We start from the raw sequence: 23,001 nt of genomic DNA on the forward strand, positions 1-23,001 counted from the left end.
AGGAAGGGAGGCGCACCTTGGCAAAGGTTCGCGTTGAAAAACTACAGGAACTGATGAAGCAGGAAATCAGCGACATCATTTTTAATGAACTCAAAGATCCGCGCATCGGCTTTGTGACGGTCACATCCGTTGCGTGCACGGAAGATCTGCGCGAGGCGAAGATCTACGTCAGCGTCATGGGCGACGAGAAGAAGGCACGCGATACGCTGCATGGGCTGGAAAGCTCGCTCGGCTTTGTGCGCCGTGAGATCGGCAGACGCATCCGTCTGCGTTTTACGCCCGAGATCAGCTTTGCGCTCGACACATCGCTCAACTACAGCGACCACATTCAGCGGTTGCTGAACGAGATTCACGAGGACAAACCTGCGGGGGAAAAGGAGGAGAACGAATGAAGATCACATTGGAGGAAGCGGCGAGAATGGTCGCCGACGCACAAACCGTCATCCTCACCTCGCACATCCGTCCCGACGGGGACTCCGTCGGCTCGACGCTCGGGCTGATGCACTATCTGAGAGAACAGGGCAAGGATGCACGCGTATTGATCGACGATGAGATTCCCCGCATCTTCGGCGTTTTGCCGGGGGTGGAGCAGATCGCGCGTCCCGCCGAGGGGGCACGCTATACCGCCGACCTTCTGATCGTCTGCGATGTGGAGCTGAAACGCACGGGCGCGGTGCTCGATGCCGTCGATGCCGTGCGCGTGCTGAACATCGACCATCATGTGACGAACGACGAGGAGGCGGAGTACCTCTATCTGAATCCGGACGATGCTGCGACCTGCGAGATTATGTACGATCTGATTCGTGCGATGGACGGCGGTTTCTCACTCGATGCCGCGACCTGTTTCTATACGGGGATAGCGACCGATACGGGCTTTTTCCGCTTCTCGAACACCACGCCGCACACGATGCGTGCGGCGGCAGACCTCATCGAGATCGGTGTGAAGCCGAATATCATCGCGGTGGCGATGGAGATGAAATCCTACGATGAGGTCATGGCACAGGTGCGTGCAATCCGAAACCTTGAGATGTTTTATGACGGCAGGGTTGCGGCGGTCTTTATCGACGAGGAGCGGGCAAAGGATGTTACAACAACGGAGGGGATCCTCGACAAACTGCGCGTGATCGAGGGAACGCAGGTGGTCTTTTTCATGAAGTGGCTTGAGCCGGACACCTACCGCGTGAGTATGCGCTCAAAGGGCACGAATGTCTCGCGCATCGCGCAGGGATTCGGCGGCGGCGGGCACATCCGCGCGGCGGGCTGCACACTGCACGGCTCTTTTGACGAGGCGAAGAAAACCATCCTCGCGGCGATTGGGGAGGAGCTGAACCGTTAAGACGTGGACGGATTCATCAATGTATTGAAACCGACGGGGCTTTCGTCGCACGATGTCATTGACATTGTGCGGCGTATTTTTAAGCAAAAACGCGTCGGTCATGCGGGGACGCTCGACCCTGCGGCGGCGGGAATCCTGCCCGTTGCGCTCGGACGTGCCGCGCGCCTCGTGGAGTATATGGAGGGCGCGGACAAGTCCTATCGTGCGGAGATCGCGTTCGGCTACGCGACGGACACGGGGGATGTGTACGGTGAAGTGGTTGAGAGCGTGGAGAATCCCATGCTTCCCTCGGAGGAGGAGCTGCGGCGTGTGCTCGGCCAATTTGTCGGAGAGATCGAACAGCTGCCGCCCGCCTACTCTGCGATCAAGGTCAGCGGACAGCGTGCCTATGACCTCGCGCGGCAGGGAGCGGCGGTGGAGATAAAGGCGCGCACGGTTCGCATTGATCGACTGGAACTCCTGCGCGTGGATGCAGCACGCGCACGGATTCTCCTCGATGTGGACTGCGCGAAGGGGACGTATATCCGCTCGCTCTGCACGGACATCGGTGCGACGATGGGGCTTCCCGCGACCATGCGCTTCCTCCTGCGCACACGCGTCGGCGGGTTCACGCTTGATGATTCGTATACGCTCGAAGAACTCGCAGAAGCAGGGGCGGATGCACTTCGTGCACCCGATACCGCGCTCGATCTGCCTGTGTACGAACTCGACCCGCAGCGCGTGCGGGCATTCTACAGCGGGCTCTCAACCTCGGAGCGGCGCGTGGAGCTTGCCGAGGGGGTCTATCGCGTGTATGCCGAGGGCGTTTTTCTCGGCATCGGACGCTATGATGCGGCAGCACATGAGATGTACCCTGCAAAGGCGTTCCCGCCGGTCTGATGTCAAGCCTTTGAAGTAACGTGCCGCTCGAAAAATGAGAAAACTGCCGAAGTCGATCGATGGTATGTGGATGAGGACGCCATCGATAGGAAGAATCAGCCTTGACAATATTCGCGGTAGAGCATACTATGATAGTAGGACAAGGTGAGGAGAGAGTGATCCCGTGAGAATGCTGAAGAAAGATGTTCCTGCGGAATATGCGGAACTGATTCAGAAACTTCGTCTGATCGACGATACGTTTTTCAACGTATGTTTTGACAACTATGTCGAGGGAATGCAGCTCCTGCTGCGTATCTTCTTCGGACGCGATGATCTTGTTGTCAAACATGTCGTCACACAGCAGAGCACGGACAACCTCTATGGCCGCGGCGTGCGTTTTGATGTATTGGCGGAGGACAGCGAGGGAAAGCTCTACGACTGCGAGGTGCAGCGTGCCAACGAAGGAGCGGTTCCTCGTCGGGCACGTTATAACAGCAGCATGATGGACGCGCGAGAATTGGCAAAAGGAGAGGATTTTTCCAAACTGCCCGAAACATGGGTGATCTTCATCACGGAAAACGACATCTATGGAGAGGGATTCCCTCTGTACCATGTGGAGCGAATCATAGAGGAGCTTCAGCGACCGTTTGATGATGGTGCGCATATTCTTTATGTCAATGGCGCAAAACGCGATGATACGCCGCTTGGGCGATTGATGCAGGATTTCTTTTGTGAGAATCCCCAAAAGATGAATTATAAGGAACTTGCCCAAAGAGCGGATTACTTTAAGGCAGAAGCAGAGGGGGTACATACCATGTGCGAACTGATGGAAAAATTCGGCGAGAGGAAATTGGAAGAGGGACGTATGGAGGGACGCCTTGAGGGACGTGCCGAGGGACGCGCTGAGGGACGTATGGAGGGACGTGAGCTAGGTCGCATTGAAGGACACCGTGAGGGAATGCTCGATATGGTGCGTTCTCTGTTTACGCTGAATGTTCCCATTGAGGTGATCGAGCAGTCGAGCGGCTTGACGCGCACGGAGATTCTGGCACTGCAAGACGCGGCTGTTGAGTAGTATGGATGGGTGAAGATACCATGTGCGAACTGATGGAAAAATTCGGCGAGAGGAAATTGGAAGAGGGACGTATGGAGGGACGCCTTGAGGGTCGTGCTGAGGGACGCGCTGAAGGACGCGCTGAGGGACAGCGCAGGATGCTCGATATGGTGCGTTCTCTGTTTACGCTGAATGTTCCCATTGAGGTGATTGAGCAGTCGAGCGGCTTGACTCGCACGGAGATTCTGGCACTGCAAGACGCGGCTGTTGAGTAGTATGATTTTTTGCCCGAGAGAAAGCCACCGGTCACATTCGGTGTGTGGAATCTCTCGGGTTTTTTTGTTGCTAAAGGAAGCACTGATAAATTCAGCACCGCCATCTTGACGCATCTTTTTTGCCCGCACTGTGTCGACAAATCCTCCACATAGCCCCTGCTATGCGTCCGGTTTGCCTCCTTGTTCGGACGAAAAAATCTACGCCAATCTGACGGACTTCATTTTATCAGCGATTCCTAAAATTTCCAACATTAATGATCTCAAAGATGCAGGAAAAAGCTCTGGAATTGTGCAATATTTCGAGAATATTTAGAGCTAAAGTCCCGGAAAACTGCCGTTTTCAGCGTTTTCTGGGACTTTAGAACCTGTAGTAAATGACAGCTATACAAGTTCGTGAATCTTTAGTAAAATAGTGACAGGAGAATGCATGCACAAGTGTTCATTTCTGGACACTGTGCGGTGAATGGCGTTCGTTTCTTTGGAAAGGGACGCAGGACGGAGGGAGCGTGGATGCAGCGTGTCTGCGCTTCCTCGGGAACAAGGAGGTAGAACATCATGAAACAAGCAGCAGGCAAACACTTGCGGCTCGCCATCGCCTATGCGCTCTTTGCGGGGGCGCTCGCCGCGCCGTTTGCGGCATCGCCGGCGTATGCGCTGCCCGTGGAGGGGGCGAATGCGGCGGCGAATGCGGCGGAGGCGACGATCACGCAGAGCGGCACTGTCATGGACATCAATGGCAAGACACTGAACAACATCCTCCGGTGGGAGGACTTCTCCATCGACGCGGGGGAGAAGGTGCGCTTTGACAGCGGCGCACAGGCGAAGGACTATCTGAACTTCGTCACGAGCGAGGCGATGTCGCGCATCTACGGCACGATCGAGGGCGGCAATAATGTCTACCTCGTGAACCCGCACGGCATCCTCTTTGCCGAGAGCGCGCAGGTCAATACGGGCGCACTTTACCTGTCGACGGCACTGAGTATAGATGTCGATACATCTGTCTTCCGGGGGGGGGGGACAACCCTCTCTGCGGCAAAGGACAGTATGGCGATGTGCTGAATCTCGGCACGGTCAAGGCGAACAGCCTCTACATCGAGGGGAAAAACGTCACCGTCCTCGATACGGATAACGTGACAGACGCATTCGAAACGCCGCTCACAGGGAGCGCGGTCACGATCAAGAGCAAAAAGACGCCAGTGATTGGCTATGAGGTCGACAACAAGAGCAACATCGCGTTTAACGAGAACGGCGTGAGTGTATATCATTCTGTCCATGAATATGCGTCAACCGATCCGACGGGCCTTAGCCGCTCCGCGACGGCACGCCACTGGGTCGTACAGAACCTGAGCGGCGCGAACCACGCGAATTATGATTTTATGCTGGTGCGCAATGTCTACGACCTCCAGCATATCGACGCGAACTTGAAGGGCTCGTATATGCTGAAAAACGATATCGACGCGGGTGTGACGCGGACGAACCTCTGGAACGACGGCAAGGGATTCAAACCGCTCAGGAATTTTCATACCAAGTTCGACGGCGCCGGTCATACGATCAAAAACCTCTATATCAATCGCCCGACGGGGTATAAGGTCGGGCTGTTCGAGACAATGACGATTGGAATAGACCAAGATGCGTATATTGGCAATCTCACCCTTGAGGGCGGAAGCATACGGGGAGATAAAGTGGTCGGCGGCATCGTAGGCCACTTTGGGGGCGGCGCGCTGAGAAATATTCGGAACTTCAATGAGGTCAAGGGAACGAAGCTGGTCGGCGGCATCGCAGGCGCGATGGAAGGGGAGAAATCGACGTACGGGCAAATTCCCAGGCACGTTCGGATGGACAATGTATATAACGGAGGTGTGGTCGGGGAATTCGGCGTCTCGGACAAGGTCGGCGGCATTGTGGGGGGGCTCAATTTTGGAACCATCCAAAGTGCGGCAAATGAGGGGGCTGTTCGTGGCAAGAACATGGTCGGCGGCATCGTAGGCTACTTTCAGAAGGACGAGAACAGGCTGGAGAATGTCTACAATACCGGCGAGATTCGAGGGAAGAATATCGTCGGCGGACTCGTCGGACGTATCACCCAACACGGCTACATTACGAACGCCTACAATGCGAATAAGGTCTACGCCGACGCAGCCGGCGGCTATGTGGCGGGACAGCTGGATATTCAACACGGCTCGAAGACGCCCTTCAGAAATTTGGATTGGGTGAACTTTCACGACGGCACGCAGGCGATCGGCGAAAATGTAAACGGGGGCATTTTCCATGACAACGGGGTAGGAGGGGAGCATAGCCTGGCGGAGATGAAGGACTACTTTTCTCACTTTCTCTATTGGGAAAACGAAGAGGGGCGTCAGATCGTCGCGAGGAAGGGCGGCACGGAGATGCCGTGGCGCATCTACGAGGGGCTTACGATGCCGCTGTTGACGGGGCTGATGCAGGGCGCGAAGACCGTCGGCAAGGTCTACGACGGCACGCCCGGGACAGGTAACCCGCACGTCTTCCTGTCGGCCCCCGGGAAGAACGCGGGCGACTACGAGGTCTACGGCGACCAGCTCGGCTATGACATCGTCGGTCGATATGTCATCCGCCCGAAGGCGCTGACGGCTGCCGCTGCGGGCAGCCCGAACTTTACCAAGGTCTACGACGGCACGACGGACGTCAAGCAGTACCCTGAGCTGACGCACTACACGCTGACGGGGCTTGTCGCGGGCGACAGCGTGGGACTCACCGTCACCGAAGGCATCTACGCCGACAAGAACGCGGGCACGGGCAAGGCCGTGACCTTCACGGGGCTGTCGCTGACGGGGGCGGATGCGAAGAACTACAGGCTCGCGGGCGACACGCTCACCTATTCCAGTGCGGGCGAGATCACGAAGAAGCCGCTGACGATGGAGAAGGTCGCGGGCGCGGCGTTCACAAAGGAATACGACGGTACGAAGACTGTCGCCGAAGCCCTGCAGAGAGATGTCAACTACACGCTTACGGGTGTCGTCGTGGGCGAGGGCGCGGATGTCGTCTCGCTGGCTGCTGGTGCAAGCGGCACCTACGCGACGAAGAATGCCCAAGCCGACGGCGCGAAGCAGAACGTCACCTTCACGGGTCTGACGCTGACGGGTTCGGGCGCGGGGAACTATACGATTGCGGGGAGTAAGACCCTCACGAACGCGGGTGTCATCCGTCCGAAGGACATCACCATCAAGGAGAATGACATCTCTTACCTCTACTATGATTCCACCTTCCAAATTCAAAAAGAGTATGACGGTACGGCGGATACCTCCTATACCCCCATCAGGGGGCGGCACTACGACCTGGAGGGCGTTGTCTCAGGGGAGCAGCTCGATGTGCACGTCGGCAAGGGGGCGTACGCGGACAAGAACGCGGGGGAGCGGAAGACCGTTACGTTCAGCAACCTCAGTCTGTATGACGTGAACGGCGTAAACGCAGAGAAGAACTATCGCCTCGCGACGTCCTCATTTACGTCGAACCTCGGCAAAATCAGCCAGAAAAGAGTAGAGGTGCAGGTTCTGCCGGGCGTGCGCTTCGACAAGGAGTATGACGGCACGTTCGATGTCACGCGAAAGGCGGTCAGAGGCGCGGACTATAAGATCCTCGGTGTCGTGGCGGGAGACGAAAACGACCTTGACATCACCTACAACTTCTCCCTGTATCAAAACGGCAACAATGCCGGGGGAGACAGGCCGGTGAGCTTCCAAGACATGCATCTGGCGGGGTCTGCCAAGGACAACTACTATATGGACATGCTGAATTTCAACGCCATCGGGAAGATCACTCCGAAAACCCTGACGATGGAGCAGGTCGCGGGCACGGAGTTCACGAAGACCTACGACGGCACGACCGCCGTCACGCAGACTCTGCAGCGTGATGTCAACTACAAGCTCACGGGCGTCGTCACGAACGTCGTCACGGGCGAGGAGGATATCGTCTCCATCGACACCACATCCGCAGTCGGCGCGTACCAGACGAAGAATGCCCAAGCCGACGGCACAAAGCAGAACGTCAGCTTCACCGGCATTACGTTGACGGGTTCGGGCGCGGGCAACTATACCATCGCCCCGACCATGACGATTGCAAACGCGGGCGTCATCACGCCGAAAGCCCTCACCTTCGCCCTCATCAGCGGCGTACACCTCGACAAGGTCTACGACGGCAACGCCAACGTCACGCATCCGCTCGTGCGCGACACAGACTACACCCTCGATGGCTTCGTCGGCAGCGAGGGGACGGGTATCATCCTCGATGTGGGCGCGGGAAAATACGCCGACAAGAACGTCGGCGTCGACAAGGTCGTCACGTTCAGCGGCAGGACGCTCACCGGCTCCGGCGCGGAGAACTACACCATCACCCCGGTGACCACCGTCGGCACCATCACGCCGAAGCCGCTGGCGGCAGGACTTGTCGGCTCCTTCGACAAGACGTACGACGGAAATGCAAACGTCACACAGTCATTGGCTCCGGGCACGAACTATCTGCTGATGGGCAGTATCGCGGGCGATGCGCTCACGCTTACGGGCACGGGCAGCTATGCCGACAAGAACGCGGGCACGGGCAAGCCCGTGACCTTCACGGGACTGACGCTGACGGGCGCCGACGCGGGCAACTACACGCTCACCACGGCGACCCTCACGGGTGGGGGCACGATCGCGCCGAAAGCCCTGACCATGGAAAAGGTGGCGGGCGCATACTTCACTAAAGTCTACGACGGCAATACAAACGTCACGCAGACCTTGCAGCGCGGCGTCAACTACACCCTCACGGGCGTCATCGAGGGCGAGGACGACACCGTCGTCTCCATCGACACCACATTGGCGCACGGAGCATATCAGACGAAGGACGCACAGGCGGGCGATGCCATGCAGGACGTCGACTTCACCGGCATCACCCTCACCGGCACGGGCGCAGGGAACTACACCCTCGCTCCCACCATGACCATCGCTGGCGCAGGAAAGATCACACCGAAGGAGCTGAATGTCGACCTCGCCTCGGGCGTACACTTCGACAAGACGTATGACGGCGATGCAAACGTCACGCAGACGCTCTCGAAGGGCACGAACTACACGCTGACGAACTTTGTCGCGGGCGAGGGCGCAGGCATCACGCTCGACGAAACGGTACGCGGACAGTACGCGGACAAGAACGCGGGCGCAGATAAGGCGGTTGCGTTCGACGGACTCACGCTCACGGGCACGGGCGCGGGCAACTACCGACTGAATAAGACCGCGCTCACGGGTACGGGCACGATCGACCAGAGGACGCTCGGCGTCACCTTTACAACCGCGCCCGTCACCAAGGTATATGACGGCACGACGAACGCCATCACGGCACTCAGCAAGGGCGATCACTACACGCTGACAAACTTCGTCGCAGGAGAGGGGGACGGTATCGCCATCACAGGGACAGGAACCTTTGCAGATAAGAACGTCGGCACGAAAGCCGTAAACTTCAGCGATTTGACGCTTACGGGCGAAGGCTCGGGCAACTATCGCCTCGCGGCGACGGCGCACACGGGCACGGGCACGATCACGCACCGCGACCTCACGCTGACGGCAGACGAGAAGTCCGTCACGCAGGGCGAGGCTCTGCCCGCCTTTACGGGGCGTGCGGAAGGATTCGCCGCCGGCGAGGATGCGAGCGTCTTTGGCACGGACAGCCTCGTCTTCACGAGCACGGTTGCCGACACGAATACGCTTGGTAGCTACGCCGTCACGGGCAGAATCGGCAGCATCGCCGAAGGCCTCCTCGGCAACTACCGCATCCGTCAGGCGGCGGGCAACGCGCGAGCCTTTACGGTCACCGCCATGCCCGTCTCGGGCGGCATCTTCGCCTCGCTCGTACAGGACGCGAAACCCGTCTTTGACGACGGCTACAGCCGCATCGTCTACCTCTTCGGCACGCCACGTCCCGTTCGTGCCTTGACGCTCGGCCTCTACCGCTTCGATGCGGGGAACGGTCTTGAAATTCAGGGGCTGCACCTCTGATGGCGTAGGAACGTACTTGTTCGCAAAAACTCTGCAAAAAGGAGTCCTTCCCATGAAAATAAAAGCAAAACGCCCGCGCCTCAGACTTGCGCTGCCGCTTGCGGCGGCGCTCCTCCTGCCGGGCACGGCGCTCGCCGCGACGAACCTGCCGCAATCTGACGCGAATCTGCCCGAAAAGGCGCAGGAAAACGCCCTCGAAAGCCGTCTGCCGAACCATGCAGACGGCGGGAGCGCGGCGGCATCCTTCCGCCTCTCGCACATCGAAGTCGAACAGGACGGCACGCAGCTCGCCGCTGCCGCCCTCGATGAGCGGACTGCGCCGTACCTTCGTCGCGCCATCTCCGAAGCCGACATCAATGCGCTTCTGGCAGAACTCACCAACTACGCACGCAGTCACGGCTATCCCGCAGCCGCCGCCTACCTGCCGTCGCAGTCGAATGCGGACGGTACACTCTCCATCCGCATCCTCGCGGGACGCTACGGCAAGATCAAGATCGAAAACAGCGCCGCCATCAGCGACGCGAAAATCAAGCGGCTCGCCCATGCGCTCAAAGAAGGCGCACCCATCGAAGGGAAGCCCTTGGAAACCGCGCTCTACAACATCGCCGCCCTCGGCGGCATCGAAGCGGCGGGCGTTCTCTCGCCGGGCGCAGCCTTCGGCACGAGCGATCTCACGATCCGCGCCAAGGACGGCAAGCGGCAAAGCTACGTCCTCTACAGCGAGAACTACGGCAGCGAAACCTCGGGCCGCTACCGCTTCGGCTTGCAGGGCACCTTTGAAAACCTCACGAAGAGCGGCGACCGCCTGAATCTCGGTGTCACCCTCTCCAACAAGGATCTGCACAACTACAGTATCAGCTACAGTCACCCCGTCGGCGCTGACGGCACCGTGCTGGGACTCGGCGTCAGCCGCATGGACTACGAGCTTTCGGGAGCCTTCCGCCGTCTCGGCGCTGAAGGCACGGCGGACACCTTGAGCATCTTCGGCACGACGCCGCTCTGGCGCACGTCCAAAAGCTCGCTCGCCGTCTCCTACGGCTGGGACCGGCGCAGACTCAAGGATGAGTACAAGGCGGTCGGCATGGAACTGGAGAAGCACAGCAGCACCTTCCGCCTCGGTCTCAAGGGCGAAGACCGCTATGTCCGCACCATCCTCACCTATGACATTACCGCCTACGCCGGACGGCTCAGTGCGGACTCGGACTGGGCACGCATCCAGATGAAGCGTGCAGGCACGGAGGGCGGCTTTACGAAAGCCGTCGCGAACCTCAACGTGCAGCGAACACTCAGCGACTGCTTCAATCTGAACTTTAAGGCGCAGGTGCAGAAAGCCGGCACGAACCTCGACAGCTCCGAGGAGATCTATCTCGGTGGTGCAAGCGGCGTGCGTGCCTACCCACAGGGGGAGGTATCGGGCGATAACGGCTATCTGACGAATCTCGAACTGTCCTATCGGACGAACGTACCGAACCTGACACTGAGCACCTATTTCGACATGGGACAGGTGCAGTATGCCAACGATGGCATCGGGGGCAGCGAGATACTCAAGGGCTATGGCGTGGGCATCTCCTACAGCCGCCCCGGCGACTACTTCGTGCGTCTTGACTGGGCGCGGCGCATCGGCCTCCCCGAGGACGCAAGCGAAGCCGCCAAGGCGAAGAACCGCCTGTGGTTCATGGTCGGCAAGGTCTGGTAAACTGATTTGAGCAAATGAAGAGCTGATGTACGAAGTGAGATTCTTCGTATAACAGCTCTTTTGTTTTGCGAAAATGCTTCTCTGTGCTATAATGGCAGGAATGACAAAGGAGGATATTTTACATGAAGATAGATGACATCATCCACGGCTTTCGCCTCGTTCGCTCGGAGGAGATTGCGGAGGCGGACGGGCGGGGGCATACGTTTGTCCATGAGAAGACGGGCGCACGGCTCTTCTTTCTCGAAACGACGGACGACAACAAGGTGTTCTCGATCAGTTTCCGCACGCCACCTGTGGATGATACGGGCGTGGCGCATATCGTGGAGCACTCCGTGCTCTGCGGGTCGCGCAAGTATCCCCTCAAGGAGCCGTTCGTGGAGCTTGTGAAGGGCTCGCTCAATACGTTCCTCAACGCGATGACGTTCCCAGACAAGACGATGTACCCTGTGGCAAGCCGCAACGCACGCGATTTTCAAAATCTGATGGACGTGTACCTCGACGCAGTGTTCTATCCATCCATGCGCACGAACCCGCAGGTGCTCATGCAGGAGGGGTGGCACTACGAACTTGACGATGTGGATGCTCCGCTCCGTTACAGTGGCGTGGTCTACAACGAGATGAAGGGTGCACTCTCGGCGCCCGATGATCTCCTTGGCAGCCGCATCATGGCGGCGCTCTACCCCGATACGACGTATGGCTGCGAGTCGGGCGGCGATCCCGACGCGATTCCTTCACTTACACAGGAGATGTTTCTCGATTTCCATGCACGGTACTACCATCCGTCGAACAGCTATATCTATCTGTACGGGGATATGGACATCGAGGAAAAACTTGCGTACCTCGATCGTGCGTACCTCTCGCATTTCGAGCGGATTCCCGTGCCCTCGCGCATCGACCGTCAACAGGCGTTCGCGGGGCAGGTCAAGGCGGCACATTTCTACCCCGTCGGGACGGAGGAGCCGCTGGAGGAGAACAGCTTCCTCTCGCTGAACTGGGTCATCGGTGACACGTCCGACCAGAGGCGCGTGATGGCGCTCCAGATTCTCGATCATGCGCTTCTCAGGATGCAGGGCGCACCGCTGCGTCAGGCACTCATCGACGCAGGGCTGGGGCGTGACGTGGACTCGAACTATGAGAGTGACATCCTGCAGCCGCTGTTCAGCATCATCGTGAGCAAGTCGGAGACGGCGCGTGCGGATGAATTCGTGCGGATCGTCAAGGACACGCTGCGAAAACTCGCGGACGGGGGACTGGATCACACGCTTGTACAGGCATCGCTCAATACGCTTGAGTTCCGTCTGCGCGAGTCGGACTTTGGCTCCTCGCCAAAGGGGCTCATCTACGGCATCCGCATGATGAAGACGTGGCTCTACGATGGCGCACCCGCCGACTATCTGCGCTATGAGGATGTGCTCGCGGAGCTGAAGGATGGTCTGGGAAAGGGCTACTTCGAGCAGGTGATCCGCACATCCTTCCTTGAGAATCCGCATGAGGCTCTCGTGACGCTCGCGCCGAGCCGGACGCTCGGACAGGAGCGTGCGGCGGCGCAGGAAAAGATGCTCGCGGAGAAAAAGGCGGCGATGAGCACCGCTGAGATCGCGAAGGTACTCGATTCCTGCGCGGCACTGAAGGCGGCGCAGGAGGAGGCGGACTCGGAGGATGCGCTTGCGTCGATTCCGATTCTTGCACGCTCGGACATCCGTGCGGATGCGGAGCGTCTGCCGCTTGCGGTGCGTGACTGCGCGGGGACGCAGGTTCTGTACTCCGATCTTGAGACGAACGGCATTGTCTATCTGAATTTTTACTTCCCAATGGCGGCGGTCGCACAGGCGGATCTGCCGTATGCGTATCTTCTCGCCGAGATGTTCGGCGCGGTCGATACCGCACGGCACAGCTATGCGGAGCTTGCGATGCTGCGCAGTCTTTACACGGGCGGCTTCGGCGCGGACATTGTCGCCTATACGCGTGCGGGTGAGCCGGACTCCCTGCTCCCTCGCTTCAAGCTGCGTGCGAAGGTGCTGCGTGAGAATCTGCCGCGTCTTTTCGATCTCCTTGCGGAGATTATGACGGAGAGCGATTTTTCGGGCGCAAAGCGTGTGCGGGAGCTGATCGACGAGGAAAAGACGGGCATGGAGCTCTCGCTCCAACGCGCGGCAAATCAGGTGGTCGCCGCGCGCATCGCGGCGTATCTGACCCCTTCGGGACGCTATGCGGAGGTGGGCGGGCTGCCGTTCCACGACTTCCTGCGCACGTTCAAGGAGGACTTTGCGGCGCGTCATGCGGAGATGCAGGAGGCGTTTGCACGTATTTTGCCGCAGATTTTCAATGCAAACGCTCTGATGGTGAGCGTTACCGCACCTGCTGCGGATTACGATGAAGTAGCGGCACAGCTTACAGCGTTCCGGCAGAAGCTCTCGTCCGAAACCTTCCCCGCTGCGTCGTATACATGGGAGATTGCCGCGCGAAATGAGGGGCTTATGACGCAGAGCCGCGTGCAGTATGTGGCGAAGGGCGCGAACTTTATCAAGCTGGGGTACGAATACACGGGCGTTCTGCGTGTGCTTGAAACGCTGCTCCGCTATGACTATTTCTGGACGCGCATCCGCGTGCAGGGGGGCGCATACGGTGCGATGACGCAGTTCAACCGCAACGGCTTCATGATCTTTTCCTCCTACCGCGACCCGAACCTCGCGGAGACGCTTACGGTGCTCGATGAAACGGCGGACTATGTGCGCTCGTTCGATGTGTCCGACCGTGAGATGGACAAGTTCATCATCGGGACAATGAGCAGTGTGGATGCGCCGCTGACCCCGCAGATGAAGGGCGATATTGCGGCGACGTTCTACCTGCGCGGCATCACATGGGAGGATCGCCGGAAGGCACGCGCGGAGATTCTCACGGCACGTCAGGAGGATGTACGTGCGCTTGCGCCGATGATTGAGGCGGCAATGCGTGAAAATGTGCGCTGCGTGCTCGGCGGCGAGGAGAAGATTCGCGCGAATGAGGCACTTTTCGGCGCAATTCGCCCCGCGCTGCGAACGTGAGGAAAATTTTTGACTTTTCGTGCCGCGCGTGGGATAATAGCGGCAGATGAACTTGAAGGGGGAACTGCCATGAAAAAGACAATTTTCCGTGGTGCCGGCGTCGCCATTATCACGCCGTTTACGGAAACAGGCGTAAATTATCCCGAACTCGGACGGATCATCGAGGATCAGATTGCGGGCGGCACGGATGCCATCATCATTACGGGTACGACGGGCGAGTCCGCGACGATGTCGGACGCGGAGCACCGTGAGGCAATCCGCTTTGCCGTGGCACAGGTGAAGGGGCGCATTCCCGTCGTGGCGGGAACCGGTTCGAACGAAACCGCCTACGCGGTTGAGCTGTCGAAGTATGCGGAGAAGGTCGGAGCAGATGCGCTCCTCCTCGTGACCCCGTATTACAACAAGTGCACGCAGAACGGGCTCATCGCGCACTATACGAAGATCGCGGACAGCGTGAACATTCCTGCGATTCTCTACAATGTGCCTTCGCGGACGGGGGTGAGCATCAAGACGGAGACGTATGCGGTTCTCGCCAAGCATCCGCGCATTGCTGCGGTCAAGGAGGCGAGCGGCGATCTTTCGGCGATCCTGCGTCTGCGGTCGGCGGTCGGCGACGAGCTCGCGGTTTACTCCGGAAACGATGATCAGATCGTCCCCATTCTCTCGATCGGCGGTCTTGGCGTGATCTCCGTGCTCTCGAATGTTGCGCCGCAGGCGACGCACGATATATGTCGGCACTATTTTGACGGCAATACGGCGGAGGCTGCGCGTCTCCAGATCGCATATGCCGATCTCATCGCGGCGCTCTTTTGTGAGGTCAACCCGATTCCCGTCAAGACGGCGATGCGCCGTCTCGGCTATGCTACGGGTCCCCTGCGTATGCCTCTCTCGGAGATGGAGCCAGCTCATGCGGCGCAGCTCGATGCGGCTCTCAGAGCTCATGGCTTGTTGAAGTAATTCAATCAGACGCTCTCTTTTTATGCAGTGCAGCGAGGGGGCGTTTTTTGATATGGAAAGGACGGAGTGCGGTGACAGAGGATAAAGTCGATCTCGCACGTGCAGAATGTGCCATGCGCGAATTTCTCACGGCGGTCGGTGTTGATCTCGCGGCGCAGGGAATGGAGGAAACCCCTGCGCGTGCGGCTGCGCTCTATGCAGAGCTCTTTGCGGGACTGCACACGGATACGGAGGATCTCTGGGCGGATGTGCTGACGGAGAAGACGGACGGGCTCATCGCCGTTCGTGCCATTTCCTTTCACTCTGTCTGTGAGCATCATCTGCTTCCGTTCTTCGGGACGGCACATATCGTCTATCGTCCGCACGCGGGGCGCGTGGCGGGCTTTGGCGTTTTTGCGCGGCTCGTTGCGCGTATGGCACAGCGTCCGCAGCTGCAGGAGCGGCTGACGGAGGACATTGCGCGGGAGATCGAGCAGGGGCTCGGGGCGGAGGGCGTACTCGTTGTGCTCGACGCGCGGCAACTCTGCATGACGATGCGCGGCGCACGAGCGTATGGGACGCATACGACGACCTCGGCGAGCAGGGGGATATTTCGTTCGGACAAAACGATGGAATTGCAGGCGTGGCAGATGCTTGGAGAGAGGAACAATGGCGAAGAGAATATATCGCTTCCCTGACGGCAAGGAACTGACGCTCGGCAGACGTACGCTTGTCATGGGGATTCTGAATGTGACGCCGGACTCGTTTTCGGACGGGGGCAAATGGAATACGCGTGACGATGCCCTGCGGCATATGGATGAGATGGTGCGGGATGGTGCGGACATCATCGACATCGGTGCGGAGTCGAGCCGTCCCGGCTTTGTGCCGATGAGCGCGGCAGAGGAAATGGAGCGGCTTCTGCCGTTTCTCACGGAGATTTTGAAGGAATGTCCCGTTCCTGTTTCTGTGGATACATTCAAGGCCCAGACGGCGCGTGCGGCACTTCGGGCGGGCGCACATATCCTGAACGATATTTGGGGACTGCAATACGCAGAGGAGCAGGGAGCGATGGCGCGTGTCGCCGCAGAGGCGGATGTGCCTGTCGTCGTCATGCACAATCAGCACGGGACGGTATACAGCGGGGACATCATTGCGGAAATGCGTGCGTTCTTTGCGCGCTCGTTTGCAACGGCAGATGCGGCGGGGCTTGCGCGTACGAACCTCATCCTCGATCCCGGCATCGGCTTCGGCAAGACGGCGGAGCAGAATATGCACGTTCTCAGGCGCATGGATGAACTCATTTCCTACGAGGGGGAGGCGTATCCGATGCTCCTCGGAGCGAGCCGCAAGAGTTTTATCGGGGCGGCACTTGATCTGCCCGTCACGAAGCGCATGGAGGCGACGGGGGCGGTGTGCGTCATGGGCATTGAGCGCGGTGCGTCGATTGTGCGTGTGCATGATGTGAAGCCGATTGTGCGGATGTGCCGCATGACGGACGCGATTTTGGGAGCGTAGGTATGGATCGAATTTTTCTGCGCGGGATGCGCTTTATGGCGTGTCACGGTGTACTGCCGCATGAGCGGGAAGTGCCGCAGCTCTTTGAGGTGGATGTGGAACTCGGACTTTCTCTGCGTGCGGCGGGGGAGAGCGACGATCTTGACGATACGGTGAACTATGCCAAGGTCTATGATGTTGTGTCCACAGTTTTGACGGTCACCCGAAAATATCTCATTGAGGCGATTGCGGAGGAGATAGCGGACGATCTTCTGCGGGATTTCGATGTGCTTCGCCTCGTGCGTGTTACTGTACACAAGCCGGCCGCACCCATCGACGGTATCTTCTCGGATGTCGGTGTCTCCATCCTGCGCCGTCGGAAAGATCTCATATGCTGACGGCGTATATCGGTCTTGGGGCGAATCTCGGCGCACGCGGGGAGACGATGCGTGCGGCTCTGCGGCGGATGGCGGAACTTCCGCCGGTGCGCATGGGGCAGGTGTCGCATTTCTACGAAACGCCGCCGTGGGGAAAGACCGATCAGCCGCCCTTCCTCAATGCGGCGGCGCAGATTTCGTTTGACGGAACGCCGCACGAACTGCTCGGCGCACTCCAACGCATTGAGCAGGAACTCGGACGCGTGCGTCACGAGCACTGGGGCGCACGGACGATTGACCTCGACATTCTGCATATCGAGGGGGTGGCGTATGCGGGTGGGGAGCTGACCCTGCCGCATCTCTATCTCACGGCGCGTGCGTTTGTGCTCGTGCCGCTTGCGGAGATTGCGCCTGATCTGATGGTGAACGGTAAGAGCATTGCGGCGTGGCTTGTTGCAGTCGATACGGCGGGCATTGCGCGTGCCCCCGAGCTCTCCGCACCGTACCCGTTCGAACTCATTGCCGCCTGTGACGAGGCGGGGGGGATTGGGCGAAACGGGCAGCTGCTCACGCACTGCGCTGAGGATATGGCACATTTCCGCCGCACGACGATGGGCGGGATTCTCGTCATGGGGCGGCGCACGATGGAGAGTCTGCCCGAGCGCCGCCCGCTCGCGGGGCGTGAGAACATCGTGCTCTCGCGGACGATGGAGCGCGGGGATGACTTTCCTATTGTGCATGACCTTGCGGAGCTGTGGGCTCTGCTCGGCGTGCTGACGCAGGATGCACCACGCCCCATCTTTGTCATCGGCGGTGCGGCGTGCTATCGTCTCCTTCTGCCCTATGTTCATCGCGCCTACATAACGCGGCTTTCAGGCACATATGCGGCGGATGTATTTCTGCCGCCGCTCGATGGCCTTGCTCGGACAGAGTTGCGGCGCGGAGAAGATTGTATTTTTGAAATTTACGAGAGAGTGCAGCATGGCAAAGGAAATTTTTAAGAACGACTGGCAGGAGCTCCTCGCGGACGAGATGGCACAGCCTTATTACCGCGAGCTGCGCACATTCCTCATCGAGGAGTATCGCACAAAACGCATCTATCCCGATATGTATTCGATCTTTAACGCATTGCACTACACGAGCTTTGCGGATACGAAGGTCGTCATTCTCGGACAGGATCCGTACCACGGCGACGGACAGGCGCACGGGCTCTCGTTCTCCGTGCAGGTCGGCATTGATCCGCCGCCGTCCCTGCTCAATATCTACAAGGAGATGCAGGACGATCTCGGCATCGTGCCGCCCGCACACGGCTGTCTGATCCCGTGGGCAAGGCAGGGCGTGCTCCTCCTCAATACGGTGCTGACCGTGCGTGCCCATGCGGCGGCATCCCATGCGGGGCACGGTTGGGAGCGGTTCACCGACCACATCATTCAGCTGCTCGGCGCACGTGAGCGTCCACTCGCCTTTATCCTCTGGGGAAGTCCCGCACGGAAGAAGCGCAGCCTTATCACGAATCCGCGCCATCTCATTGTCGAGTCGCCGCACCCGAGCCCGCTCTCGGCACATCGCGGCTTCTTCGGCAGCCGTCCTTTCTCGCGCGTCAATGATTTTCTCATCGCGGCGGGCGAGACTCCGATTGCGTGGCAGCTGCCGCCGGCAGAGGAGATAGAGGCGTGACTTTGAATATAACAGAAAGGTATTTATCATGAAAATTTCATTCCTGCGTAATATCTGTGCGCTTGGCCTAATTGCCTGTCTCGGCGGCTGCGGTGCGCCCGCTGTGAGTTCGGCGGAGATGCCGCATGAAATCGTGCAGAAGAACAGTCCGGTGGACGGTCAGAAGGAAATCTATCTCGCGGGCGGCTGTTTCTGGGGGACGGAGCTGTATATTGACCTCGTGTACGGTGTCGTCTCGGCGGAGAGCGGCTATGCAAACGGGGCGACATCACATCCCTCCTATCGCGAGGTGTGCAGCGGGAGCGGCCATGCGGAGACCGTTCATGTCGTCTATGATCCGCGCAAGGTCAGCCTTGATCAGATCCTTACGGTGTTTTACGACTCCATCGACCCGACGGCGGTGGATCGGCAGGGCAACGACATCGGTCGGCAGTACCGCTCGGGCATCTACTATGTGCCGCATACAGACGGCGGTGAGAGCGATGATGTGCGCGTGATCCAAGCATCCCTCGACGCCCTGCAAAAGCACATCGGCAAGCCCGTCGCGATTGAGGTGGAACCGATTGTGAACTTCTACCGTGCGGAGGAAGCGCATCAGGAATATCTTGTCAAGCACCCGAACGGCTACTGTCATATCTCACCCGCGCTCATTGCAAAGATGCGGGAAAAACGCGCCGCCGCAGAAAATGCTGCGAGAGCGGAGGAGGGGGCGGTGCAGCGCACCTATGAAAAGCCTTCGGATGCCGAACTCAAAGAACGGTTGACGGGGATTCAGTACGCCGTCACGCAGCAAAAGGCGACCGAACCCGCCTTCCGAAACGAATACGATCACGAATTCCGCGAAGGAATTTACTGTGACATCACGACGGGCGAGCCGCTCTTTATCTCTACAGACAAATACGATTCCGGCTGTGGCTGGCCCGCATTCTCGCGCCCGATTGACCGTGCGCTCATCGCCGAGCATGAGGATCGCTCCTATGGGATGGTGCGTACCGAGGTAACGGCGGCGGGCAGCGGCGCACATCTGGGGCACGTCTTTGATGATGGTCCTGCGGCAACGGGGGGACTGCGCTACTGCATCAACAGCGCCTCCCTGCGCTTTGTTCCGAAGGAGGATATGGAACGCGAAGGATACGGGGAGTATCTCTATCTGCTGGAGAAATAAATAGGGCAGGAGAGAAGTCTATTGAGATGATTCGCAAAATATCTTTTTGATATATTGACAAGCCCTTCATTCAATGTTATCTTTATCGAAGTATTGAAAAACTTTATAGCATTGGATCAGGTACGAATGTTTAATAGAGAATCCGGTAAGGAAACTATTTCCAATGAAGCCGGAGCGGTTCCGCCACTGTAACAGTGAGCAGCCTGCATAGAAATGCCGACGGTATTTCATGGAATGTCACTGAGGATAATCCTCGGGAAGGCGCAGGTGAGCGATGAACTGGAGTCAGGAGAACTGCCTGATTGACAATCGCCGTTTGACCTGCGAGTGATGGGGATGGGGATTCAGACCCTTCTATTGTGTACAAATTAAGCCCTCTTCTGCTTTTGCAGGAGGGGCTTTTTACTTGTTCTTATGCTAAAAATATGAACATGGTGACGGTGTAGGGAGGGGATGAAAACAAAAGGTGAAAGCGGTAGTACCATCTCTGCACCGTGTCCGATACCTATCGTTACAGTGCGGGGCAGAATGTGATCGAGTGTGTCTATGAACTGGCGCGTGCGGTCTATCCCGAGCGCTTTGCGGATGTGAAGTAAAGGAGACTGCGATGCCGCTGCGGATGTTGGTGCTGAGTCTCACGGGGAACTGTAACCTTGCGTGTCGCTACTGCTACGCATCCGCGCAGGATCCTCATATGATGACATGGGAGACGGCGCATCGTGCCATCGACCTTGCGGCGGCGGGCGGCACGCCCTTCATCCTTCAGTTCTCGGGCGGCGAGCCGCTGCTGGCATTTCCTCTGCTGCGTCGGATTGCGGACTATATCTGTACCAATCGGATACGGGCGCGGATGGATTTGCAGACCAATGGCACATTGCTGACCGAGGGGATGGCAGACTTTCTGCACCATGCGGACATCGGCATCGGTATCAGCCTCGACGGCAGACCCGATGTTCACGATGTGTACCGCTGCTACCCTGATGGGCGCGGCTCGTCGATGGATGTGATCACGGGAATCCAGTGCCTCGGTCGACGCGGCATCGCGGTCGGTCTGACGTGTGTTGTCACGGCGGAGAATGTCGGGAGGCTCTCAGGGCTCATCGAGATGGCATACTACCTCGGTAATGTGCGGCGTATCGGCTTTGACCTCCTGCGCACACAGGGGCGCGGCACCGCTGTTCGCCCTGCACGCGAGGAGGAGATGGCACAGGCGATGGCGGAGGTTTTTGTGCGGAACGAACACCTTGGACGGCTGCACGGATACCGCATCGTGATTGCACAGGAGGAGCAGGGGAGGGGGCTTGCCGAACGCTCGGACAGCGGATTTTCCCACTGTTACGCGATGAACGGGGCAGGAGCGCACATTGACGCTGCGGGGCGCATCTATGCGTGCTCCTCCTTTGTCGGCGATGCGCGCTTTCTGCTCGGCGATGTGGAGCACGGCATCGACGTTCGGCGGCAGGAGGAACTGGCGCATGAGATGCAGGGTGCCATGGCGTTTTGTCGGGCGTGTGCGGATTTTTCGGCCTGCGGCGGCGCGTGCTATGCACGCAGGGCGGGGCAGGAGTATTCTGCCGCATCCGATGCTGAGTGTGCGTTGAAACGTGCGGCGATAAAGGCAGCAGGTGTATAGGAAGCACGGACAAAATCTGCACCAATCTGGTGGAACATCGGTGTAGATTATCGCAACCGCGACTTTGATTCCTCTCTGCTTGCACGCGGGATGGTAGGGCTTGAAGGGCCGTCCGATGCGATTGGCAAATTCCTTCCTACGGATAACTACTGGGTCGTCGATCTCGCGATGAACTATCGGGTCGCCGATGCAACGAAGGTTTATCTCAAGGTGAACAATCTGTTTAACCAATTCTATGCTGAGAAGTCCAACGCACGTGCTTCATGGTGGGGCGCAGCCGAACAGTGGTGGACGGCACCCGGACGCAACTTCATGATCGGTGTCGAGCAGAGTTTCTAACCGAGGATAGGATTGAGGAAGCACTGGTTGGACGTGGTATGCGCACTGTCAGTCAGTGCTTTTTTCCAGAAAGGAAATCGGAATGAAAAAGAGGGTGACATACCCCTTTGCTGCTATCGTTGGACAGGAGGAGATGAAGACGGCGCTTCTCCTCAGTATTGTGATGCCGTCACTCGGAGGTGTGCTCATCAAGGGGGAGAAGGGGACGGCGAAATCCACCGCCGTCCGCGCCGCCGCCGCACTCCTGCCGGATTTGGACGCAGTGCGCGGCTGTGCTTGTCACTGTGATCCTGCGTCTCCCGAACTCTACTGCGATGCCTGTCGCAGCAAGCAGCAGGAGAACGCTTTGCTTCCCACGGAGAAGATCCCCATGCGCGTGGTGGAGCTGCCCGTCAGCGCGACGGAGGATCGCGTCGTCGGGACACTTGACATGGAGATGGCGATTCACTGTGGGCGCAAGGAGTTTGAACCCGGTATCCTTGCAGCGGCGAACCGCAACATCCTCTATGTGGATGAGATCAATCTGCTGGAGGATCATATCGTTGATATTCTGCTCGACTCTGCGGCGATGGGGGTAAATACGGTCGAGCGCGAGGGGATCTCTTATGCGCATCCGGCGTGTTTTGTTCTCGTCGGGACGATGAATCCGGAGGAGGGGGACATCCGTCCGCAGCTTCTCGATCGCTTCGCGCTCTCTGTGACCGTTGTGGGTGAACGTGAGGAAAAGATGCGCGTCGAGGTCATCCGTCGGCGGATTGCCTACGAGCGCGACTCCGAAGCCTTTGCGGAACTGTATGCGGCAGAGCAGGAGCACCTGCGCACGCAGATTCTTGAGGCACGTGCACGTGTTCCCCATGTGACGGTGCCGGATGCCGTTCTTGACTACGCGGCGCAGATCTCGCTGACCCTCGGGGTTGACGGGCATCGTGCCGACATTACGCTCATCAAAGCGGGGATTGCGCACGCGGCACTTGCCGGGCGAAATACTGTCACGGCGGAGGATTTGCAGCGCGTGAGCCGGCTTGTTCTCGCGCACCGTATGCGCCGTCGTCCCTTTGAGGAGGGGCCGGTTGACTGGAGCGCGGTGGATGCGCTCTTGGGAGAAAGCGCATAAA

At 58.7% G+C, this 23,001-nt stretch carries 18 protein-coding genes, 3 pseudogenes and 1 riboswitch; of the genes and pseudogenes, 20 read left to right on the top strand and 1 reads right to left on the bottom strand.

Annotation, left to right across the window (positions count from 1 at the left end):
- Positions 1-17 precede the first annotated feature (17 nt).
- The 5 genes from rbfA to QU667_RS03170 all read left to right on the top strand — a co-directional run bounded on the left by rbfA (position 18) and on the right by QU667_RS03170 (position 3,523).
- Positions 18-392 carry a 30S ribosome-binding factor RbfA gene (rbfA, locus tag QU667_RS03150; RefSeq protein WP_304987878.1) on the top strand — a complete coding sequence of 125 codons (375 nt, stop codon included), beginning with the start codon at positions 18-20 and terminating at the stop codon, positions 390-392.
- The gene (locus QU667_RS03155; RefSeq protein ID WP_304987879.1) at positions 389-1,336 is read left to right on the top strand and encodes a DHH family phosphoesterase; all 948 of its coding nucleotides are present in this window, start codon (positions 389-391) and stop codon (positions 1,334-1,336) included. Before rbfA ends, QU667_RS03155 begins: the two co-directional genes overlap by 4 nt.
- A gap of 3 nt (positions 1,337-1,339) precedes the next feature.
- Entirely contained in the window at positions 1,340-2,215 is an 876-nt protein-coding gene (truB, locus tag QU667_RS03160; protein ID WP_304987880.1) for a tRNA pseudouridine(55) synthase TruB, read from the top strand.
- Between the two features lie 163 nt (positions 2,216-2,378).
- Positions 2,379-3,269: an Rpn family recombination-promoting nuclease/putative transposase gene (locus QU667_RS03165; RefSeq protein WP_304987881.1), complete on the top strand. Its 891-nt coding sequence runs from the start codon at positions 2,379-2,381 to the stop codon at positions 3,267-3,269.
- Positions 3,270-3,274: 5 nt separating this feature from the next.
- Positions 3,275-3,523 carry an RpnC/YadD family protein gene (locus QU667_RS03170; RefSeq protein ID WP_304987882.1) on the top strand — a complete coding sequence of 83 codons (249 nt, stop codon included), beginning with the start codon at positions 3,275-3,277 and terminating at the stop codon, positions 3,521-3,523.
- A gap of 74 nt (positions 3,524-3,597) precedes the next feature.
- Here QU667_RS03170 and QU667_RS03175 read toward each other — a convergent pair.
- Positions 3,598-3,745, bottom strand: a pseudogene (locus tag QU667_RS03175) (secretion protein HlyD); the annotation flags it as partial.
- A 333-nt stretch (positions 3,746-4,078) separates the two neighbouring features.
- Between QU667_RS03175 and QU667_RS03180 the strand changes: the two are divergent.
- From QU667_RS03180 to QU667_RS03250, 15 genes and pseudogenes are all read left to right on the top strand, one after another.
- Positions 4,079-4,582, top strand: coding sequence for a two-partner secretion domain-containing protein (locus QU667_RS03180; protein ID WP_304987883.1), 504 nt, complete (start codon positions 4,079-4,081; stop codon positions 4,580-4,582).
- Complete coding sequence (locus tag QU667_RS03185; RefSeq protein WP_304987884.1) at positions 4,576-9,525, top strand: YDG domain-containing protein; 4,950 nt, start codon at positions 4,576-4,578, stop codon at positions 9,523-9,525. The genes QU667_RS03180 and QU667_RS03185 overlap by 7 nt, the downstream gene beginning before the upstream one ends.
- Positions 9,526-9,577: 52 nt before the next feature.
- Entirely contained in the window at positions 9,578-11,221 is a 1,644-nt protein-coding gene (locus QU667_RS03190) for a ShlB/FhaC/HecB family hemolysin secretion/activation protein (protein ID WP_304987885.1), read from the top strand.
- Positions 11,222-11,343: 122 nt separating this feature from the next.
- Positions 11,344-14,265, top strand: coding sequence for an insulinase family protein (locus tag QU667_RS03195; RefSeq protein WP_304987886.1), 2,922 nt, complete (start codon positions 11,344-11,346; stop codon positions 14,263-14,265).
- Positions 14,266-14,334: 69 nt separating this feature from the next.
- A complete protein-coding gene (gene dapA / locus QU667_RS03200; protein ID WP_304987887.1) occupies positions 14,335-15,222 on the top strand; it encodes a 4-hydroxy-tetrahydrodipicolinate synthase in 888 nt (295 codons plus the stop codon).
- Positions 15,223-15,335: 113 nt separating this feature from the next.
- Positions 15,336-15,899, top strand: coding sequence for a GTP cyclohydrolase I (gene folE, locus QU667_RS03205; RefSeq protein ID WP_304988392.1), 564 nt, complete (start codon positions 15,336-15,338; stop codon positions 15,897-15,899).
- A complete protein-coding gene (gene folP / locus QU667_RS03210) occupies positions 15,871-16,716 on the top strand; it encodes a dihydropteroate synthase (RefSeq protein ID WP_304987888.1) in 846 nt (281 codons plus the stop codon). The genes folE and folP overlap by 29 nt, the downstream gene beginning before the upstream one ends.
- Positions 16,717-16,718: 2 nt before the next feature.
- A complete protein-coding gene (folB, locus tag QU667_RS03215; RefSeq protein ID WP_304987889.1) occupies positions 16,719-17,093 on the top strand; it encodes a dihydroneopterin aldolase in 375 nt (124 codons plus the stop codon).
- A complete protein-coding gene (folK, locus tag QU667_RS03220; RefSeq protein ID WP_304987890.1) occupies positions 17,087-18,073 on the top strand; it encodes a 2-amino-4-hydroxy-6-hydroxymethyldihydropteridine diphosphokinase in 987 nt (328 codons plus the stop codon). The genes folB and folK overlap by 7 nt, the downstream gene beginning before the upstream one ends.
- Entirely contained in the window at positions 18,054-18,749 is a 696-nt protein-coding gene (locus tag QU667_RS03225; RefSeq protein ID WP_304987891.1) for a uracil-DNA glycosylase, read from the top strand. Before folK ends, QU667_RS03225 begins: the two co-directional genes overlap by 20 nt.
- Before the next feature lie 28 nt (positions 18,750-18,777).
- On the top strand, positions 18,778-19,914 hold the full coding sequence (msrB, locus tag QU667_RS03230) for a peptide-methionine (R)-S-oxide reductase MsrB (protein WP_304987892.1): 1,137 nt from the start codon (positions 18,778-18,780) through the stop codon (positions 19,912-19,914).
- Positions 19,915-20,015: 101 nt separating this feature from the next.
- Positions 20,016-20,230, top strand: a riboswitch (cobalamin riboswitch).
- Between the two features lie 166 nt (positions 20,231-20,396).
- A pseudogene (locus tag QU667_RS03235) lies at positions 20,397-20,510 on the top strand (ABC transporter substrate-binding protein); the annotation flags it as partial.
- An 11-nt stretch (positions 20,511-20,521) separates the two neighbouring features.
- Positions 20,522-21,547, top strand: coding sequence for a radical SAM/SPASM domain-containing protein (locus QU667_RS03240; RefSeq protein ID WP_304987893.1), 1,026 nt, complete (start codon positions 20,522-20,524; stop codon positions 21,545-21,547).
- Between the two features lie 30 nt (positions 21,548-21,577).
- A pseudogene (locus QU667_RS03245) lies at positions 21,578-21,886 on the top strand (TonB-dependent receptor plug domain-containing protein); the annotation flags it as partial.
- 82 nt (positions 21,887-21,968) lie between these two features.
- Complete coding sequence (locus tag QU667_RS03250) at positions 21,969-23,000, top strand: magnesium chelatase ATPase subunit I (RefSeq protein WP_304987894.1); 1,032 nt, start codon at positions 21,969-21,971, stop codon at positions 22,998-23,000.
- Position 23,001 lies beyond the last annotated feature (1 nt).

It is taken from the genome of Selenomonas dianae, from assembly GCF_030644225.1.
Classification (GTDB): Bacteria; Bacillota; Negativicutes; order Selenomonadales; family Selenomonadaceae; genus Centipeda; species Centipeda dianae.

What these genes read in the sequence shown, in the direction of transcription:
- QU667_RS03225 (WP_304987891.1), top strand. Translation starts at nt 18,054, where the DNA reads ATGGCAAAGGAAATTTTTAAGAACGACTGGCAGGAGCTCCTCGCGGAC.
- QU667_RS03195 (WP_304987886.1), top strand. Translation starts at nt 11,344, where the DNA reads ATGAAGATAGATGACATCATCCACGGCTTTCGCCTCGTTCGCTCGGAG.
- QU667_RS03155 (WP_304987879.1), top strand. Translation starts at nt 389, where the DNA reads ATGAAGATCACATTGGAGGAAGCGGCGAGAATGGTCGCCGACGCACAA.
- QU667_RS03250 (WP_304987894.1), top strand. Translation starts at nt 21,969, where the DNA reads ATGAAAAAGAGGGTGACATACCCCTTTGCTGCTATCGTTGGACAGGAG.
- msrB (WP_304987892.1), top strand. Translation starts at nt 18,778, where the DNA reads ATGAAAATTTCATTCCTGCGTAATATCTGTGCGCTTGGCCTAATTGCC.
- QU667_RS03180 (WP_304987883.1), top strand. Translation starts at nt 4,079, where the DNA reads ATGAAACAAGCAGCAGGCAAACACTTGCGGCTCGCCATCGCCTATGCG.
- folB (WP_304987889.1), top strand. Translation starts at nt 16,719, where the DNA reads ATGGATCGAATTTTTCTGCGCGGGATGCGCTTTATGGCGTGTCACGGT.
- dapA (WP_304987887.1), top strand. Translation starts at nt 14,335, where the DNA reads ATGAAAAAGACAATTTTCCGTGGTGCCGGCGTCGCCATTATCACGCCG.
- QU667_RS03190 (WP_304987885.1), top strand. Translation starts at nt 9,578, where the DNA reads ATGAAAATAAAAGCAAAACGCCCGCGCCTCAGACTTGCGCTGCCGCTT.
- QU667_RS03240 (WP_304987893.1), top strand. Translation starts at nt 20,522, where the DNA reads ATGCCGCTGCGGATGTTGGTGCTGAGTCTCACGGGGAACTGTAACCTT.
- QU667_RS03170 (WP_304987882.1), top strand. Translation starts at nt 3,275, where the DNA reads ATGGGTGAAGATACCATGTGCGAACTGATGGAAAAATTCGGCGAGAGG.
- folP (WP_304987888.1), top strand. Translation starts at nt 15,871, where the DNA reads ATGGCGAAGAGAATATATCGCTTCCCTGACGGCAAGGAACTGACGCTC.
- folK (WP_304987890.1), top strand. Translation starts at nt 17,087, where the DNA reads ATGCTGACGGCGTATATCGGTCTTGGGGCGAATCTCGGCGCACGCGGG.
- folE (WP_304988392.1), top strand. Translation starts at nt 15,336, where the DNA reads ATGCGCGAATTTCTCACGGCGGTCGGTGTTGATCTCGCGGCGCAGGGA.